The sequence below is a fragment of the Caulobacter sp. 602-1 genome (genome assembly GCF_003931565.1).
In the GTDB taxonomy this organism is placed as follows: Bacteria; Pseudomonadota; Alphaproteobacteria; order Caulobacterales; family Caulobacteraceae; genus Caulobacter.
In genome coordinates, this window is the sequence record NZ_RRYI01000003.1 from 519,115 (window position 1) to 536,184 (window position 17,070).

Consider the following 17,070-nt stretch of genomic DNA (forward strand, 5'->3'; position numbering starts at 1 on the left):
GGCCTAGATGCGGGGCGCTATGACCCGCACATCCAAGACGCTCTACGACAAGATCTGGGACGCTCACGTCGTCAACGAACAGGACGGCGAAGCGATCCTCTATATCGACCTGCACCTGATCCACGAGGTGACCACCCCGCAGGCCTTCGCCGGCCTTCGCGCGGCGGGTCGCAAGGTGCGCCGTCCCGACCGCACGCTCGCCGTGGCGGACCATAATATCCCGACCGAGGGTCAGGCGCTCGGCGTCGACGCGGTGGCGGACGAGGAAGCGCGCCTGCAGCTCAAGACCCTGGCCCGCAACGTCGCCGACAACGGCATCGAGTTCTTCCCGATGGGCGACATCCGCAACGGCATCGTCCACGTGGTCGGGCCTGAGCAGGGCCGCACCCAGCCGGGCATGACCATCGTCTGCGGCGACAGCCACACCTCGACCCACGGCGCCTTCGGGGCCCTGGCCCACGGCATCGGCACGTCCGAGGTCGAGCACGTCCTGGCCACCCAGACCCTGCGCCAGAAGAAGGCCAGGAACATGCTGGTCCGCGTGGACGGCAGCCTCGGCCCCGGCGTCACCGGCAAGGACATCGCCCTGGCCGTGATCGGCGAGATCGGCACGGCCGGCGGCACCGGCTACGTCATCGAGTTCGCCGGCCAGGCCGTGCGCGAACTGTCGATGGAGGGCCGCATGACCCTCTGCAACCTGACCATCGAGGGCGGCGCCAAGGCCGGCCTGATCGCGCCGGACGACAAGACCTTCGCCTATATCCAGGGCAAGCCCGCCGCTCCCAAGGGCGCGGCCTGGGACATGGCGGTCAGCCACTGGAAGACCTTCTTCACCGACGAGGACGCCGTCTTCGACCGCACCGTGGTCATCGACGGCTCGGCCCTGGTCCCGATGGTCACCTGGGGCACCTCCCCCGAGGACGTCATCCCGGTGACCGGCAACGTCCCGGATCCGGAGAGCTTCGCCACGCCCGACAAGCGCGCGGCCGCCCACCGGGCTCTGGACTATATGGGCCTGACCGCCGGCCAGCCGATCTCGGAAGCCCGCATCGACCGCGTGTTCATCGGGTCGTGCACCAACAGCCGCATCGAGGACATGCGCGCCGCCGCCGCCGTGGTGCAGGAAGCCTTCCTGCACGGCCGCCTCGTCGCGCCGCACGTCAAGGCCATGGTCGTCCCCGGCTCGGGCCTGGTGAAGGAACAGGCCGAGGAAGAAGGCCTGGACGCCATCTTCAAGGCCGCCGGCTTCGACTGGCGCGAGCCGGGCTGCTCGATGTGCCTGGCCATGAACCCCGACAAGCTGCAACCGCACGAGCGCTGCGCCTCGACCAGCAACCGCAACTTCGAAGGCCGCCAGGGCCGCGCCGGCCGCACCCATCTGGTCTCGCCAGCCATGGCGGCGGCGGCGGCCATCGCGGGACATCTGACCGACGTGCGCACCCTGCTCTCGGAGACCGCCCAATGAAGGCCTTTACCCGCCTCGACGGCCGCGCGGCTCCGCTGGAGCTGGCCAATATCGACACCGACCAGATCATCCCCAAGCAGTTCCTCAAGACCGTCGAGCGCGAGGGCCTGGCCAAGGGCCTGTTCTACGACTTCCGGTTCGACGGCGAGGGCGACGAGATCAAGGACTTCGTGCTCAACAAGCCGGAGTACAAAGGCGCCTCGGTGCTGATCGCCGGCGACAATTTCGGCTGCGGCAGCTCGCGCGAGCACGCCCCTTGGGCGTTGATGGACTTCGGGATCATGTGCGTGATCTCGACCAGCTTCGCCGACATCTTCTACAACAACTGCTTCAACAACGGCCTGCTGCCGGTGGTGGTGAAGCCCGACGAACTGGCGCTCCTGATGGAGGAGGCCAAGGGCGGCAACCACATGGTCAGCGTCGACCTCGAGGCCCAGACCGTGATCTCGCCGTCGGGCAAGACGATCGCCTTCGACATCGATCCGGTGCGCAAGGAGAAGATGCTCAAGGGCCTCGACGCCATCGGCGAGACCCTGATGCACGGCGGCGACATCGACGTCTACGAGAGCAAACGCGCGATCAGCCAGCCCTGGCTGGAGATCTGATTTCAGCAATGGCTTGTCATCCCGGCCGTAGCGCAGCGGAGAGCCGGGACCCATGGGCCGCCGCACCGCGCTTGGCCCCTGGGTCCCGGATCGGCCTTCGGCCGTCTGGGATGACAAGATGTTTTGGCTCGGGACGACCAGCATGACCATCATCCTCGCCGGCACGATCCGCATCGCGCCCGACCGCCTGGCCGAGCTGCGCCCCCACCTCCGCGCCCAGGTCGAGAACAGCCGGGCCGAACCCGGGTGCCTGGACTACGCCCTGACCGAAGACCCGCTCGACCCCGGCCTGATCCGGGTCTACGAGCATTTCGTCGACGAAGAGGCCCTGGCCTTCCACCGCGCCAGCCCGCACATGGCCGCCTGGCGCGCCTGCTGGCCGGAACTCGGCGTCGGCGAGCGCCGCATGTCGTCGTTCGACGTCTCCGCCTACCGCGAAATCTGATCCAAGAGAGAGCCTCACATGTCCACCCTGCTCCTCCTGCCCGGCGACGGCATCGGCCCGGAAGTCTGCGCGCAGGTGCGCCGCGTGGCGGCCGCCCTCACCCCGGATCTCGAGGTCTCCGAAGCCCCCTATGGCGGCTCCAGCTACGACGCCCACGGGACGCCCCTGCTCGACGAGGTCCGCGACCAGGCCATCGCCAGCGACGCGGTGCTGATGGGCGCCGTCGGCGGTCCGCAATGGGCCAACGCCCCGCGCCATCTGCGCCCCGAGGCGGGCCTGCTGAACCTGCGCAAGGCCATGGACGTCTACGCCAACCTGCGCCCCGCCTACTGCTTCGAGGCCCTGGCCGACGCCTCCAGCCTGAAGCGCGATCTGGTCTCGGGCCTGGACATCATGTTCGTGCGCGAACTGGTCGGCGGCGTCTATTTCGGCCAGCCGCGCGGCATCGAGGACCTGCCGGACGGCCAGAAGAAGGGCTTCGACACCCAGGTCTACACGACCAGCGAGATCGAGCGGGTCGGCCGCGTGGCCTTCGAACTGGCCCGGGGCCGGACCAACAAGGTCCACTCGGCCGAGAAGTCGAACGTCATGGAGTCGGGCCTGTTGTGGAAGCAGGTGATCACCGAGCTGCACGCCCGCGAATATCCGGATGTTCAGCTGGAGCACATCCTGGCCGACAACTGCGCCATGCAGCTGGTCCGCGCGCCCAAGCAGTTCGACGTCATCGTCACCGACAACCTGTTCGGCGACATCCTGTCGGACGCCGCGGCCATGCTGACCGGCTCGCTGGGCATGCTGCCCTCGGCCGCCCTGGGCGCGCCCGGCAAGCCCGGCCTCTACGAGCCGATCCACGGCTCGGCGCCCGACATCGCCGGCAAGGGCCTGGCCAATCCGCTGGCCGCCATCCTGTCGTTCGAAATGGCCCTGCGCTGGTCGCTGGGTCAGGTCGAGGCGGCCGACGCGTTGCTGGCGGCGGTCAAGAAGGCTCTCGACGCCGGCGCGCGCACCCGGGACCTGGGCGGGTCGCTGACCACCGCCCAGATGGGCGACGCGGTTCTGGCGGCGCTCTAACCCCTTCCCCAACAACCGTTTCAGGCCCTAGGCTCCTCCCAACAAGACATGTTGGGAGGGACCGATGATCGCGGGCCTGATGCAGACGACGCCGCTGATGATCAGCGGCATTCTGACCTATGCGGCCCAGGCCCACGGGACGCGCGAGGTTGTCTCCAAGCTGATCGACGAGCCGCTGTGGCGGTACGACTATGCGGGTCTGGGTCGTCGCTCGGCCCAGCTGGCCCACGCTCTCCAGCGCCTGGGCGTGAAGCCTGGCGACCGGGTCACCTCCCTGGCCTGGAACACCCACCGGCACCTGGAGCTGTTCTACGCCGTCCCCGGCCTCGGCGCGGTGCTGCACACGGCCAATCCGCGCCTGTTCGACGAGCAGATCGTCTACACGATCAATCACGCGGAAAGCGGCGTGCTGTTCTACGAACGGAGCTTCGCGGCCCTGGTCGAGCGGATCGCCCCCCAGCTAACCACGGTGCGGACCTTCGTCATGCTGTCGGATCCCGAGCGGACGATCCCCGGCGACGTCGGCGCGACCAGCTACGAGGCCCTGATCGCCGGCCAGCCCGAGCGCTTCGACTGGCCGGTCTTCGACGAGAACGCCGGGGCCTTTCTCTGCTACACCTCGGGCACGACGGGCGATCCCAAGGGCGTGCTCTATTCGCACCGCGCCGTGGTGCTGCACGCCATGGCCGGCGGGCTGAACAGCGCGTTCGGCTTCACCGCCTTCGACGTGGTCATGCCCTGTTCCAGCCTCTACCACGCCACCGCCTGGGGCCTGCCGTTCAGCGCCCCGCTGTGCGGCGCCAAGCTAGTCCTGCCGGCCGACAAGATGGACGGCGCCAGCCTGCACGCGCTGATCGAGGGCGAGGGCGTCACCTTCACCGGCGGCGTGCCGACCATCTGGACGATGTATCTGGACTGGCTGGAACGGAACGACGCCTCGCCCACGACGCTGAAGCGCGTCGTCATCGGCGGCAGCGCCGTGCCGCGCGCCATGGCCGAGGCGTTCAAGCGGCTCTACGGCGTCCAGACCCTGCAGATCTGGGGCATGACCGAGACCTGCCCGATCGGGGTCGTCTCCACCCCCACCCCCGCCCTCGCGGCCCTGGGCGAAGAGGCGATGGACGAGGCGATCTGGACCCGCCAGGGCCGCCTTCAGTTCGGCGTCGAGCTGCGCGTCGAACTGGAGGACGGGACCGAGGCCCCGCGCGACGGCGAGACTTCCGGCGCCCTGCTGGTGCGCGGCCCCTGGGTGGTGCGTCGCTACTTCCGCAAGGACGAGGACGCCGCGCGGGCGGACGGCTGGTTCGACACCGGCGACATCGCCACGCTGGACGCCCACGGCTTCATGCGCATCACCGACCGCCAGAAGGACGTCATCAAGTCGGGCGGCGAGTGGATCAGCTCGATCGACCTGGAGAACGTCGCTGTCGGCTGCCCCGGCGTGCGGATCGCCGCCGTCGTCGGCGTGCCGCATCCGAAGTGGGAGGAACGCCCGCTGCTGGTCATCGAGGCCCACGAGGGCTCGGTGATCAGCAAGGCGGATGTGCTCGACTACCTGGCGCCCCGGATCGTCAAATGGTGGACGCCCGACGATGTGGTCTTCGCCGTCGTGCCGCTGACCGCCACGGGCAAGATCGACAAGAAGGTCCTGCGCGAAGCCTGGAAGGCTCACCTCATCGGCTAGCGCTAGGCGCGCGGGAAGCCGTCACGCCTCGAGCAGCGCCTTCAGCCTGGCCAGGTCCCTGGCCACGGCCGCCGCGTCGCGATCGTAGGCGGCGTCGTCGTACAGGGTGGGCGGCCGGTAAAGGACCATGCCGACCTCGGCCCCCTCGCCGTTGGCCACCACCCGCAGCGGCATGTAGAGCTCGGTCCCGTCCGGCTGGGTCACCCAGTGATCGAGCACGCCATAGGGGTTATCCGGCGAGAACCGCACGCGGACGTCGCCGCCCGGACCGTGGGCGACCCACCGCTCGCCGTCCCGGGTCAGACCCGAGGCCAGACCCGCCGCCCATTTGGGGAAGCTCTCGGGATCCTTGGCGAAGGCGTAGACCGCCTCCGCCGGCTTGTGGATGCGGATGCTGATGTAGCGCGACTCGAACATGGGTCTCTACTCCACAGTCACCTGGGCCTGGGCTGGGGTCACTTTCGTTAAAGCGGCGCGGCTGTCCAGAGTGTGAGCTTGGGGGGGTTATCGGACTTCCGGAATGAAGCTTTAAGTAATGTTGCCCGAAGATGCATCCATGACGAATGAGATGCGAAACCGGGTCCGGGCCGGATTGCTTTCTGTCGGTACGTTTCTCGCGGCTTTCTTTGGCGCGGGTTTGGCAGTTCGCGCCATCAGCACCGGTACCTACCAACAACACGGACACCTATCTCACGACCGCGTAGGCTTGATCCTATATGTCGGGATGATGAGCCTTGGTGCGCTTGTCGCAGCCGGCATTGGTGTTGCGTTCGCTTATTCTGCTTGGTCGGCCCGGGGAGAAAGCGCTCGCATTGACGCCTATCTCAAAAAGCGCCGGCCTCACTAGCCGGCGACCTAGGTCAAACTCGTCCCTATAAGGAACGCAAACGGGCCGGGCGCAGAAACGGGCGCCGCGCCCGAAACCAGAACTTGGGCGTCATTCCGGAAAGCGGGCCGGGCCGAGGTCTGTTCGGGGTGGAAAGCGGCTGTTGATCTACGACCATTCGACCTTCCAACCGGACTCGATGAAGTACCCGACAAGGCCATCGTGATCCGCTACCCAGCCATCGAAGCCTGTCTCGAACGTCGGCACAGGAGAGGTAAAGATTAGGAAGCCGCCGGTGCTGCCGTTGTCGTCGAGAACCTTGACGAACCATCCAGCCTCATCGCCGGCCAAAATCCTGCCAACCCGATCGATCGGAACACTCATGGCCTCATACTAGCTGGTCTGAGTTCGAATGTCTGACTTGGGTCGAAAGCCGACCTTCCTGGTTGGTGCGATCCTTAAATCTCTTGGAGGCTGCAGCGTGCAGGGCTGTAGGGGTTGGTCAAGGACCGCCTCCGGCGGCCGCGCGCGGCGACGCGGAGCGTCGGCCTTGAGTGACCTGGACAGCCCGGCGATCGTCTCGCCGTGAGATGTAAGGCGGGCGCTCTTCCGGGCGGAAGGCGGCTTGGACGGGAAGAGGGCGGGCACCCCAGATGCTCCCCCGCGATGCGGGGGAGCTGTCGCGAAGCGACTGAGGGGGCTAGCGCGGCATAGGTCCAGCTGGCCCCCTCCGGCCCTCTGGGCCACCTCCCCCGCGACGCGGGGGAGGATCTATGGGGATTGAGGGCCCTCTATCCCCGGCGTTCGCGGAACAGAACCCCACGAAATCAACCACTTGTCGATTTTTCGCGCCGCTGAATGATCCGCGTTGAATCCGCCGCGATACTCAATGCGTCCCCGTCGCGGGGGAGGGCGTTTGGATCCGGCCCAATACGGCGGCGGGGGTAGGTTGAACGGGGCCGCTGGCGGTTCCTGGAGGTGTCGTCAGGTCGTGCGGCTTACTCTTTAGGAGCGCGTACGGGTGACGGGATCGTTGGGATCAAAGCCGACAGCGGATCGACAGGGCGGTGATCGTACAAGCCGCCTATCGTGGATCGTCGGGGTCGAGACGGATGTAGCCGATCGACTTGGTCCGCGCCCGTCCGGGGGTAAACGGGGACCTGAGCAGACAACGCTCACGCCTCCCGACCTCACGGGCAAGAACAGCCTGGCGGAGCGGTCAGCGAGCCGAAACAAAACAAACCTCACGGTCTCCGGGTTCGCCCGGCCGCTCCGTCGCCTCCCCACACGCCTTCAGCGGCCGCGCCGCGTGAAGCGGTTCACGCCTGTCTGAATCAGCACTGCCCCCGATCCGAACTGGGCGGAGAGCCTATGAGCGGCTTATGCGCCCGAAGCGCCCTAAACCGGCAGCGGCCTCGGCTTGCGGTCGTCGCCGATGGCCACGAAGGTGAAGACGCCCTCGGTCACCTTGTGGGCCTGCTCGCCGTCGCGGCGGCGGCGCCAGGCCTCGACCTGGACCCTCAGAGAGGTGCGGCCCGTGTGGATCAGGCGTGCGAACAGGCTGACCTCGTCGCCGACGAACACGGGGCTGATGAAGGTCATGCCGTCGATGGCGATTGTGGCGCAGCGGCCGGCGGCGCGGTGGAAGGCCACCGAGGCGGCCGCCAGGTCCATCTGCGACAGCAGCCAGCCGCCGAAGATGTCGCCCTCGGGGTTGGTGTCGGACGGCATGGCGATTGCGCGCAGCACCGGCGCCTCGTGCGGCCATTCCAGCGCCTCCCAGGCCTTGGCCAGGGTCTCGGCGCGGTTCGAGGCGGATTCGTCGGTCAAGGGGTCAGTGCCCGCCGGCGCCTTCATAGACCCCCGGGGCCAGGATTTCGTCCTCGTCGCCCACGGCCGTCGAGGCCACGAAGCGGCGGTCGCAATAGGAGCAGTCGACGAAGCCCGCCGCGCCCATCTCCAGCCACACGCGCGGATGGCCCAGCGCCCCGCCGACGCCGTCGCAGGCGATGCGGTGCGAGCGGACCATGATCGTCTCCGGCGCGGGACCGACCTGGGCCAGGGTGTCCATGGCGGTCGGGACCGTCGCCGGCTCGGTCGTCGCCGATCCGGGCAGGGCGTCGAGAGCGGAAGTGGACGGGGTCTTGGCCATATTGGGAAATCCCTGATTTCGAGCGCGACAGACGAAAGTGGCCGCCGGTTTCGGCGTCCGTCGCGCGCCAAACGATAGACAGGAGCCTTTCTCGCGAGAATGGCTCCGGACGCGGCCTTGGCGCGGCGGCGAACGAGGCATACCTATGCGACGCTCAAAGGCGCCGTCAATCGACGCGCGCCTCAAACGACATTTCCCGGCCTTCCCGCCACCCGATCCGCCCATCTTCTATCTGGACGCTCCATGGACCTGCCCGCCTACGCCATCGAAGCCGAGGGCCTGTACAAGACCTATGCCGCCACCAAGACCTCGCCGGAAAAGCGGGCGCTGAACGGCATCGACCTGAAGATTCCACGCGGCTCGATCTTCGGCCTGCTGGGTCCCAACGGCGCGGGCAAGTCGACCTTCATCAACATCCTGGCCGGCCTGGTGCGCAAGAGCTCGGGCACGGTCCGAATCTGGGGCCGCGACATCGACCAGCGTCCGCGCGACGCCCGCGCCGCGATCGGCGTGGTGCCGCAGGAACTGGCCGCCGACGTCTTCTTCACCCCGCGCGAGTCGATGGAGGTGCAGGCCGGCTTCTACGGCGTGCCCAAGAACGAGCGCCGCACCGACGAGCTGCTCAACGCCCTGGGCCTGGGCGACAAGGCCAACGCCTATGTCCGCCAGCTGTCGGGCGGCATGAAGCGCCGCCTGATGGTGGCCAAGGCCATGGTCCACCAGCCGCCGGTGCTGATCCTCGACGAACCGACCGCCGGGGTCGATGTCGAGCTGCGCCGCCAGCTCTGGCACTATGTGAAGGGCCTCAACAAGCTGGGCGTCACCATCGTGCTGACCACCCACTACCTGGAAGAGGCCCAGGAGCTGTGCGACGAGATCGCCATCATCAACCGCGGCGAGGTGGTGGCCTGCGAGCCCACCGCGACCCTGCTCAGCCGGATGGACAGTCGCAACGTCGTGGTCACGCCCGAGGAGCCGGTTCTGGCCGCCCCGGCCCTGGCGGGCTTCGACACCAAGCTGCGGGCCAACGGCGCTTTCCAGGTCAGCTATCGCACCGGTCAGTCCAGCGTCGAGCAGGTGCTGGCGGCGGTCCGCGCCAGCGGCCTGAAGATCAAGGACATCGCCACCGAGGACCCGGATCTGGAAGATGTCTTCCTGGCCCTGACCTATGGCGACCCGAACGCGGCCGATCCGACCAAGGACTGACGGTAGACGCTTGCCTTCCCGGGAACACGCCGCCAACACTCCCGCTTCGAATGGGACGGGGGTCGCGGCGATGAGTTTCCTGGAGAAGCGGTTCGGGCTGGAGGCCCACGGCACGTCGTTGCGCACCGAGGCGCTGGCCGGCTTCACCACCTTCCTGACCATGGCCTATATCGTGATCGTCAATCCGGCGATCCTGGGCCAGGCCGGCATGCCCGTCGCCGCCGTCGCCGCCGCCACCTGCCTGGCCGCCGGCTTCGGCTCGATCCTGATGGGGCTGATCGCCAACTACCCGATCGCCCTGGCCCCCGGCATGGGCCTCAACGCCTATTTCACCTTCACGGTCGTCAAGGGCATGGGCCTGCCGTGGGAGACCGCCCTGGGCTGCGTCTTCCTGTCGGGGATCGCCTTCCTGGTTCTGACCGTGGCCGGCGTTCGCCAGCTGATCGTCGGGGCCATTCCGCGTCCGCTGTTCTCGGCCATCGCGGCGGGCATCGGCCTGTTCATCGCCTTTATCGGCCTGAAGGAGGCCGGCATCATCGTCCCCAATCCGGCCACCACGGTGGCCCTGGGCGACCTGACCCAGCCGACGGCGATCCTGGCCATACTCGGCCTCGCCGTCATGGGCGGGCTGATGGTCTGGCGGGTCAAGGGCGCGATCCTGATCGGCATCCTGGCGGCCGCCGCCGCGGGCTGGGCCCTGGGCCTGGCGAAGGTGACGCCCGGCGAGTACGGCCTGGCGGCGCTGACCGCCACGGCCTTCAAGCTGGACGTGCCGGCCGCCCTGCGCCTGAACGGCGGCGCCGGCATGGCGATCGCCGAGGTGATCTTCGTCTTCCTGTTCGTCGACCTGTTCGACAATGTCGGCACCCTGGTCGCGGTCACCAAGAAGGCGGGTCTGATCCAGCCCGACGGGACCATCCCGCGCCTGAACCGCATCCTCACGGCCGACAGTATCGCCACGATCGGCGGCTCGCTGGCCGGCACCTCGACCGTGGTCAGCTATATCGAGAGCGCCTCGGGCGTCGCGGCCGGCGGCCGAACGGGCCTGACCGCGATCGTCGTGGGCGTCCTGTTCCTATTGACCCTGTTCTTCGCGCCCTGGGTCCAGGCCATCCCGGCCGCCGCCACGGCCCCGGCCCTGATCATCGTCGGCTCGATGATGGTCGGCGCCCTGGCCGACATCGACTGGGACGATCCGGGCGTGGCGATCCCCGCCTTCCTGACGGTGATCGCCATCCCGCTGACCTTCTCGATCGCCAACGGCCTGGCGTTCGGCATCACCGCCTTCGCCATCCTAAAACTGGCGCGCGGCCAGGCCAAGCCCGGCGACTGGCTGCTGTTCGTCCTGGCGGCGCTGTTCGTGGCCCGCTTCATCTACATGGGAGCGGCGTGATCGCGTTGCGTACGCGCCGCCTTTCGGCTAAGACCCGCTTCCCGCAAGGGATGCACCCGTAGCTCAGCTGGATAGAGCGTTGCCCTCCGAAGGCAAAGGTCACACGTTCGAATCGTGTCGGGTGCGCCATTTTCTCCCTTATAAATCAATCACTTAGGTCGCATTTTGCGCACCTCTGCGTTGACCCGAAATCGGAACAAAACCGGTCAAATCGGGTAGTTCGGGACTCGATTCCCCGGAATAGTCCCGGATAACGTTCCGGCTCTGTTCACCCCGGAGACATCTCGATGCCGGCCCAACGCTCAAAACAGAGCGCGACGACGCGCGTGCCTACACTACCCCGCGTCTATCTGCGATCGGTCGAGCTGCTGACGCGGATCAGGGCGAACCATGGTGATCCGACGTCTCGGACGCTTCACTTCACGTTCGCCTGCAGAACCGGTGGTTCGCGGCGGTCGGCAACAGAGTTCGTCAACGTCGAAGACGTGCCGGCCTTCGAAGGCGAGAGCGCCTGGTTCGAAATGGAGAAGGTGCAGCGGGGTAATGGTCGGCGCTGGCCTTGGTGGCGCGCTGTTCGCCAGATCGAGCCGCCGGCCGCCTCCTCTAAGCCGACGCTGCTCTAGCCGCGCGGCTCAAGGTCGAAGTACGGCCCGCCCTGGCCGCCATCCTCGGCGCGGTTCAAGACCTTGTCCTCGCGCGTGCTGCTGATCAGTACCTGGATCCCGCGAAAGCGGATGCCAACGCCGATGCTCACGCACGTTGTGGGCAAGTCGTTCTTCGACATCTTCACCCAGGTGTCGGAGTTGAAGGTGATCGCCCCCGGTAGGTAGGCGGAATCGCTCTTCTCCGCCGCCTCCTTGGCCATGATGTCGAGCAGATGGTCGATGTCTTCGCGCTTCATGGCGGGGGTCTAGGGCGATTCCTGGGATCGGAACGCCGAAAGGCCGCCGCCCGGGTTAGGGCGGCGGCCTCGTTGTGGCTCTAACCCGACAGGCGAGCAGTCAGACGTCAGATGTACCGCGTCAGGTGCCGCCCGGCGGTGCGGCGGGCTCGGCGGGCGGCGCGGCCCTCGAGGGGACCGGTTCGCAGATGATCCGGAACGATCCGGTCACGCCCGCGCCCAGGGCGCCGCTGTACTCGCGATGACAGCCTTCGAGGTTGGTCAGAACCTTCTCGCCGACACCGCCGGGTTGGAGGGCGGCGTCCAGGCTCGAACAGGCAGGTAGCGACAGGCACGCGAGTGCGACGCCCGCCAGAAAGATGGCGCGCTTCATGATGAGGCTCCATGTGGGAAAGCCGGAACGAACCCTCCGGCGGGGTGTTCTTCAACTGATCGCTGTCCGTCCCCCCTGACTTAGCGATCGCCAGGCCCCGGCTCTCCGCAGAGCCGGGGCTTTTCATTTCCGCATGTCGGGAACCGGACACGACCTTTGCGCTTTTAGCCGGCGACCTAGCTTAGCTGTGGGGCTGACTCGAAGGAGTCCTGGAGCCTGGTCAGGCCCCCGGCGCCGGAGAGCGTCGGGGGCTTAAAGCTTCAAGCGACGACGGTGAGGTCGCGGTCCCCCGACTTCCAGATCAGCTCGCGGATCGCGCGAGGTAGGATGATGCAGCCGTTCGAGGCGGAGCCCGGGGCGCGAACGCTGTCGCCGTGCACTCTAAACGCTCCCCGGCCCGTCCGCTGGTCAACGTCATCGCCGGGCTTGGCGTCTACCGCGTCGAGCTTCAGGGCGTAGGGGCCCACTCGTGCGCTGTTGTAGGGGGCTCCAATCTTCCAGCGCCCGGCCGGGATTGGCCCGACGCCCACGACGCCCTCCAGCGCCAGGTTGTTCTTGCCCCGCCCCTTGCCGCTATAGCCGCGCGAGATCAGCGCGCCGTCGCGCGACAGCGTCCCGGCCGATTGGTCCCAGGTCCACATGGTTCAGCCCTTCGGTTCAACGGTGGAGGTTAGGGTTGCCCCGGCCGGCGAGTTGACCGGCGCCTGGCTCTCGGCTTCGCTGGTCGGCTTCTTGTTGCCCCAGCGAGCGCCGACGTAGGCGCCCAGCGCACCGCCGATCACGCCCGAGGCTAAGCCCGCCAGGATCGGCAGGTTCTCTTGTGGGATCTTGACGAAGACCAGTGCGGCGCCCACCAGCGTGAGGTCGACAAGGCACGCAGTAACGACGATTGCGTCGAGGGTGCGGTAGTCGCGGGTCATAGCTTGCTCCTCGTCCGCGCCGGGGGCCGTGGAGCGTCCATCGGCGCCGGCTCCCTCATCCACCGGACGCTGGCATTCAGCTCTTTCAGCTGCTCGATCCAGATGTCCTGGCGCTCCCCGATCTTGCCGACCTGGATCCGCAGCTCAGTCAGAGCGCCGATCTCGACCTCGAGCGCCTCCACGCGCTTGCCCAAGGCCTGAACGGTCCCCCGCAACACGCCGTAGCCGATGGCCAGCGTGAGCAGGTTCAGGACCAGCGACGTCAGGCCTATGGCCAGCGCGATCCAAGATGCAGGCGTCATTGAGCGGCCGCCGTGGTGCGGTCGGGATCAAAGTCCATGCGGACCTCCAAGCTTTCGAAAGAAGTTTAGAACTGGTCCTGGTGGTGGATGGCGTTGAAGCGATCCGCCACGGTGCGCCCGGCGTTGATGGTGTGCGCGTAGGTCTCGAGGAAGATGCTCGACGACTTCCAGCCGCCGGCGTCCATGGCCACCCGGACGCTGACGCCGGCGTTGAGCGCGTTGGTCGCGAAGGCATGTCGGCCCACGGTGTGCGACGACTTGTAGGGCAGGCCCGCCCGCCGGCAGACGGCGGCGATCCGCTCGTTGACCGAGAACCGCGAGGTGAAACGAAACACCCTCTCGCCCGGGCGCGGACCCAGGTCGCGGATCCGCTCGGCCAGGTGGTCGGGCAGGTAGCGCAGGCTGTTGACGTCGGTCTTGGTCTTGACCAATAGCGCCGTCCTGGCCCGCAGGTCGACATGCTCGCCCAGCAGCGCGACCGCCTCGCTGACCCGGGCGCCGGTCAGATTCATGAACAGGACACAAGCGGCCAGGTGCGGCAGCTGGTCGAGGTCGCAGCGGTCGATAAAGGTCTCAAGCCACCGGCGGCCGGCCGGCACGGTCTTGCGGATCTTCGGCGCCGGGAACAAGCGGATCCGCGCAGGCATCCGCCAGCCCAGCTCATGGGCGTGATAGAGCACCGCCCGGGCCGGACAGATGGCCTGGCGGTTGCGGGTCGACGGCGCGGCGCCGGGGTAGAGGGCGATCGCCGCCTCGCGGACGGCCAGCGGCGTGATGGTGGTCACGTCCCGCGCACCGAAGTGCGCGATCAGCCGCGGAAGGTAGCGGCCTTCGCCGCCGTGCTCGAGGTAGGCGGCGGCTGCTTCCTGGAAGGTGTGCATTTTTGGGACCTCGTTGGTGAAACGAGGTCCCGCAAGCAACTTCCGGACTCAAATTTTGGGCCAGTTGGCCCAGGTCGCACCCCCACCTTCGATACTGAGGTGGGGGCTAGGCCCTAAGATTGCGACGGGCGACCAATGACAACCTCGTACGTGGGAGCATTACTCATAAAGGAGAATAGCTTTAGCCTGACTAGCCAATATTCTGTCTCCAGCCACGAGATTGCTTTTACGATCTGAATGTCGTGCAAGCTCAGCAAGGACTCGGAACTTTTGAGTGCGCCGAACACATTAAGTATGTCTTGCCCCGGCTTCTTCAGTATATGGTGAGAGAGGCTTGTGTCGATTTCTTCTGGCGGCAGAACTGCATACGCATATGCATAAGCGATCTTCATGACCATTCTGATTATGGGATTGACATCTCCAGAACCGTTCCAGCCGTAGATGAATTTTCCATCGATAACACCGTCCCTCGCCTCCACGTCATCAGGAGCAACGATCGTATAAATCAACTGAGGCGGGGTGAGGGCTTGGCCCTGAAGGAGAGACGGGTGAGAGTCTGTATTTACGGCATGGAGCATAAAGAGAGAGCGCTCTGAGGCTGGGACGATATCAAGTTCGCGCTTCTCACTCGCGACATGAACTGTATGGATAAAATCTTTCAGCTTTTCCGTGGATTTCTTTGATCTTATACCAAGAGCTCCACGAATATTGTGGAGATATTTTCGCAGCACAACCTGTTCCGTCTGGCCGGTTATCCGCGCGCAATCGACACAACTGCTTTCCGCGAGGATTAGATTTCCGCCGAGCCCGTCTGGAATGATGTGCTCGTCAGTGAGCTTCCCATCACACTTGCCGCAATAAATACAGAATCCAACTGGGCCAAACCGAACCTCAGCTTCGTGCGCCGTCCGAATTCTATGGTCCATTGTCAACTCCAATCGATCCCGAGAACCTCAGTCCTCAATATCGACTGTACCCGACCGTCAACCATAGGCGCCATTCCACAGCTTCGCAGACCGTTGTCCGCGACTGGCGCACTAAGCCTGTCGATTAAACTATAGGTTAGGCGGCACAGCTTGCCCGCCTGACCAGTTAAATTGTCGCCAGTTCGGCCATCACCCGCGCCGCCCAAACGTCCGGATTAATGAAGCCCACGGCGCCGCCAATGTTCACTTTGCCGAACAGCGTCGGGCCTGTGCTGCGATGCTCCGCTCCCAGACACCAGTTCTGGGTCGTGAGGTAGGCAATGGTCGTCGTGAGAGTCTTGGTCTCCTGAAGCGCGCCGTCCAGGTAGTAGGCCATGGTCTTGGCCGTGAGGTCGGTGATCAGGCAATGCACATGCCAGCCGAGAAGGTCCGTGGCGAAATCGTAGTTCTGGTTTTGGAGTTGGGCGCGCTGAACGGTACTACTGTTGGCTGGGGCCAACACGTCGAAGCCCGAGGTATTGGCCGAGGTCAGGCTTCCCTGTCCGCCAGCGAGGATCGCGCCCGTGCTGGCTTTGGTCGACGGGATCTGTCCGACCCAGGCGATCCCGAACTTCGAACCCGGCGCCGCTCCGGTCGGGAACGGCGTCTCATCGAAGATCATGAGCTCGTTCAGTCCGCTTGCGCCTAAATGGAAGCCCCCGTCGTTATTTATGGCTCTTTGGCTTCCACGCCTCGCGCTTCCCTCAATGCAATCGGCAACGGTTGATGTCTTCACTCCAACCAGTGCGTTATTGTAAAGCGCAAACGCAGCGACGTTACCAGACACAACATCCGTGCCATAGGTGAACTCTAGCCACCTCTTGAGCGCATTGAATTCAAGCTGGTCAGGGGTCTGAGGTAGGGTGACCGTCTTCACGACGGTCTTGTCGGACTTCCGGACCCAATTGATCACGCCGGAGTTGTTGAGGCCAACAACCAGGCAGTCCGGATAGCTCGGGTCACCCGTGAGCCCATTTCCAGCAAGGCTGAAGCCGGTCAGCTTTTCGATAAGCGAGCCATCAGCCCGCAGATGGATGACGATGCCGGTGCCGTAGCACATCGCGTAGATGGTGTTGTCGATCGGATCGACCCAGACGCCTTGCACGCTGGCGGTGGAGGCGACCCCAACCGACGCGAGCGTGACCTGCCAACGGAGCACCAAAACGCCGCCGATGAGATCGTAGACCCGGACGCCAGGAGTCGGCGAGGGTTCGCCTCCCGTCAACCTGCCATGGTCGCCGCTCACCACCCCGCCGTCGGCCAAGTATGCAAGGCCCGTATTGGTATTATCGATGGTGTATCGCGATGCGAGCGTCAGCGTTCCTCGGTCATTGCCCTGGGTCAGGTGATCGTCCACGCCGTCGAACTGAGCATAACGGGTCTGAGCCAAGGGGCGCGCGCCCGCCGTCGCTTGAGCTGCCGGATTGAAGCCCGCCCCGGTGCTCGGGATCGACGAGACCGCGCCCGACGAAACTTCCCGCGCCCCTTTGTTGTCAGCGCGAAACGCAAACATGAGATCGCCGGCCGCCGCGATCTGGTCGAAGAGCGGCAGCACCCCACCACCCTTTCCAGGGGTGAGGCCGAGGCCGAGGCCGAGAGAGATCGCGACCACGGGTCAGATCACGTCCAGCGCGACGATGTCCGCAGCCGTCGTCGCCTGCTTCACCTTGTACGCATAGATCGGCAGCACGGCGCCCGCGGGGACGTTCTTGAACGTGACGTCATTGCCCTCCAGCGTGGTGATGACGAGATCACCGGCGGTACCGACGTAGAGGCCCCGCGCGTTCAGCTCGGCCGTGTCGGATTTCGTGACGGCCGAGACGCGGATGCCGGGGTCGATGTTCTTTGGGTTACCGGCATAGGGGATTTGCGCGCTCATAG

20 protein-coding genes, 1 tRNA gene and 2 pseudogenes are annotated in these 17,070 nt (G+C 66.1%); 11 read left to right on the forward strand and 12 right to left on the reverse strand.

The window, feature by feature from the left end; genetic code table 11:
- Positions 1-19 precede the first annotated feature (19 nt).
- The 6 genes and pseudogenes from leuC to EIK80_RS11335 all read left to right on the forward strand — a co-directional run bounded on the left by leuC (position 20) and on the right by EIK80_RS11335 (position 5,270).
- Complete coding sequence (gene leuC / locus EIK80_RS11315) at positions 20-1,465, forward strand: 3-isopropylmalate dehydratase large subunit (protein ID WP_125157079.1); 1,446 nt, start codon at positions 20-22, stop codon at positions 1,463-1,465.
- The gene (gene leuD / locus EIK80_RS11320; RefSeq protein WP_125157080.1) at positions 1,462-2,070 is read left to right on the forward strand and encodes a 3-isopropylmalate dehydratase small subunit; all 609 of its coding nucleotides are present in this window, start codon (positions 1,462-1,464) and stop codon (positions 2,068-2,070) included. The genes leuC and leuD overlap by 4 nt, the downstream gene beginning before the upstream one ends.
- Positions 2,071-2,078: 8 nt before the next feature.
- Positions 2,079-2,197: pseudogene (locus tag EIK80_RS27020) on the forward strand (hypothetical protein); the annotation flags it as partial.
- A gap of 15 nt (positions 2,198-2,212) precedes the next feature.
- Positions 2,213-2,515 (forward strand): putative quinol monooxygenase, encoded by a 303-nt coding sequence (locus tag EIK80_RS11325; RefSeq protein ID WP_125157351.1) that lies wholly within the window; start codon positions 2,213-2,215, stop codon positions 2,513-2,515.
- An 18-nt stretch (positions 2,516-2,533) separates the two neighbouring features.
- Positions 2,534-3,586, forward strand: a complete 1,053-nt coding sequence (gene leuB, locus EIK80_RS11330) for a 3-isopropylmalate dehydrogenase (RefSeq protein ID WP_125157081.1) — start codon at positions 2,534-2,536, stop codon at positions 3,584-3,586.
- Between the two features lie 64 nt (positions 3,587-3,650).
- Positions 3,651-5,270, forward strand: coding sequence for a long-chain fatty acid--CoA ligase (locus tag EIK80_RS11335; protein WP_125157082.1), 1,620 nt, complete (start codon positions 3,651-3,653; stop codon positions 5,268-5,270).
- Positions 5,271-5,291: 21 nt separating this feature from the next.
- Here EIK80_RS11335 and EIK80_RS11340 read toward each other — a convergent pair whose 3' ends face one another.
- Positions 5,292-5,687 (reverse strand): SRPBCC family protein, encoded by a 396-nt coding sequence (locus tag EIK80_RS11340; protein ID WP_125157083.1) that lies wholly within the window; start codon positions 5,685-5,687, stop codon positions 5,292-5,294.
- A gap of 631 nt (positions 5,688-6,318) precedes the next feature.
- Here EIK80_RS11340 and EIK80_RS26395 point away from each other — a divergent pair.
- A pseudogene (locus EIK80_RS26395) lies at positions 6,319-6,586 on the forward strand (hypothetical protein); the annotation flags it as partial.
- Positions 6,587-7,494: 908 nt separating this feature from the next.
- On the opposite strand, the gene EIK80_RS11350 reads toward EIK80_RS26395, so the two are convergent.
- On the reverse strand, positions 7,495-7,953 hold the full coding sequence (locus tag EIK80_RS11350; protein WP_125157085.1) for an acyl-CoA thioesterase: 459 nt from the start codon (positions 7,951-7,953) through the stop codon (positions 7,495-7,497).
- Complete coding sequence (locus EIK80_RS11355) at positions 7,931-8,248, reverse strand: zinc-finger domain-containing protein (protein WP_125157086.1); 318 nt, start codon at positions 8,246-8,248, stop codon at positions 7,931-7,933. Before EIK80_RS11355 ends, EIK80_RS11350 begins: the two co-directional genes overlap by 23 nt.
- Before the next feature lie 243 nt (positions 8,249-8,491).
- Here EIK80_RS11355 and EIK80_RS11360 point away from each other — a divergent pair, with 243 nt between their 5' ends.
- From EIK80_RS11360 to EIK80_RS11375, 4 genes are all read left to right on the forward strand, one after another.
- On the forward strand, positions 8,492-9,454 hold the full coding sequence (locus tag EIK80_RS11360) for an ABC transporter ATP-binding protein (RefSeq protein WP_125157087.1): 963 nt from the start codon (positions 8,492-8,494) through the stop codon (positions 9,452-9,454).
- 70 nt (positions 9,455-9,524) lie between these two features.
- Positions 9,525-10,847: an NCS2 family permease gene (locus EIK80_RS11365; protein ID WP_125157088.1), complete on the forward strand. Its 1,323-nt coding sequence runs from the start codon at positions 9,525-9,527 to the stop codon at positions 10,845-10,847.
- 52 nt (positions 10,848-10,899) lie between these two features.
- Positions 10,900-10,976, forward strand: a tRNA-Arg gene (locus tag EIK80_RS11370).
- A 158-nt stretch (positions 10,977-11,134) separates the two neighbouring features.
- Positions 11,135-11,470: a hypothetical protein gene (locus tag EIK80_RS11375; protein WP_125157089.1), complete on the forward strand. Its 336-nt coding sequence runs from the start codon at positions 11,135-11,137 to the stop codon at positions 11,468-11,470.
- Here EIK80_RS11375 and EIK80_RS11380 read toward each other — a convergent pair.
- The 9 genes from EIK80_RS11380 to EIK80_RS11420 form a co-directional block, all read right to left on the reverse strand.
- Positions 11,467-11,748 (reverse strand): hypothetical protein, encoded by a 282-nt coding sequence (locus tag EIK80_RS11380; RefSeq protein ID WP_125157090.1) that lies wholly within the window; start codon positions 11,746-11,748, stop codon positions 11,467-11,469. The two genes, EIK80_RS11375 and EIK80_RS11380, sit on opposite strands and share 4 nt — an antisense overlap.
- Before the next feature lie 121 nt (positions 11,749-11,869).
- Positions 11,870-12,121 carry a hypothetical protein gene (locus EIK80_RS11385; RefSeq protein ID WP_125157091.1) on the reverse strand — a complete coding sequence of 84 codons (252 nt, stop codon included), beginning with the start codon at positions 12,119-12,121 and terminating at the stop codon, positions 11,870-11,872.
- A 260-nt stretch (positions 12,122-12,381) separates the two neighbouring features.
- Positions 12,382-12,762, reverse strand: a complete 381-nt coding sequence (locus tag EIK80_RS11390; RefSeq protein ID WP_125157092.1) for a tlde1 domain-containing protein — start codon at positions 12,760-12,762, stop codon at positions 12,382-12,384.
- A gap of 3 nt (positions 12,763-12,765) precedes the next feature.
- Positions 12,766-13,041 carry a hypothetical protein gene (locus tag EIK80_RS11395; protein WP_125157093.1) on the reverse strand — a complete coding sequence of 92 codons (276 nt, stop codon included), beginning with the start codon at positions 13,039-13,041 and terminating at the stop codon, positions 12,766-12,768.
- Positions 13,038-13,343 carry a hypothetical protein gene (locus tag EIK80_RS11400; RefSeq protein ID WP_125157094.1) on the reverse strand — a complete coding sequence of 102 codons (306 nt, stop codon included), beginning with the start codon at positions 13,341-13,343 and terminating at the stop codon, positions 13,038-13,040. The genes EIK80_RS11395 and EIK80_RS11400 overlap by 4 nt, the downstream gene beginning before the upstream one ends.
- Positions 13,344-13,408: 65 nt before the next feature.
- A complete protein-coding gene (locus tag EIK80_RS11405; RefSeq protein ID WP_125157095.1) occupies positions 13,409-14,224 on the reverse strand; it encodes a tyrosine-type recombinase/integrase in 816 nt (271 codons plus the stop codon).
- Positions 14,225-14,337: 113 nt separating this feature from the next.
- A complete protein-coding gene (locus tag EIK80_RS11410) occupies positions 14,338-15,150 on the reverse strand; it encodes an HNH endonuclease (protein WP_125157096.1) in 813 nt (270 codons plus the stop codon).
- A gap of 166 nt (positions 15,151-15,316) precedes the next feature.
- Positions 15,317-16,801, reverse strand: a complete 1,485-nt coding sequence (locus EIK80_RS11415) for a hypothetical protein (protein WP_125157097.1) — start codon at positions 16,799-16,801, stop codon at positions 15,317-15,319.
- 3 nt (positions 16,802-16,804) lie between these two features.
- Complete coding sequence (locus EIK80_RS11420; protein ID WP_125157098.1) at positions 16,805-17,068, reverse strand: hypothetical protein; 264 nt, start codon at positions 17,066-17,068, stop codon at positions 16,805-16,807.
- Between the last annotated feature and the right edge of the window lie 2 nt (positions 17,069-17,070).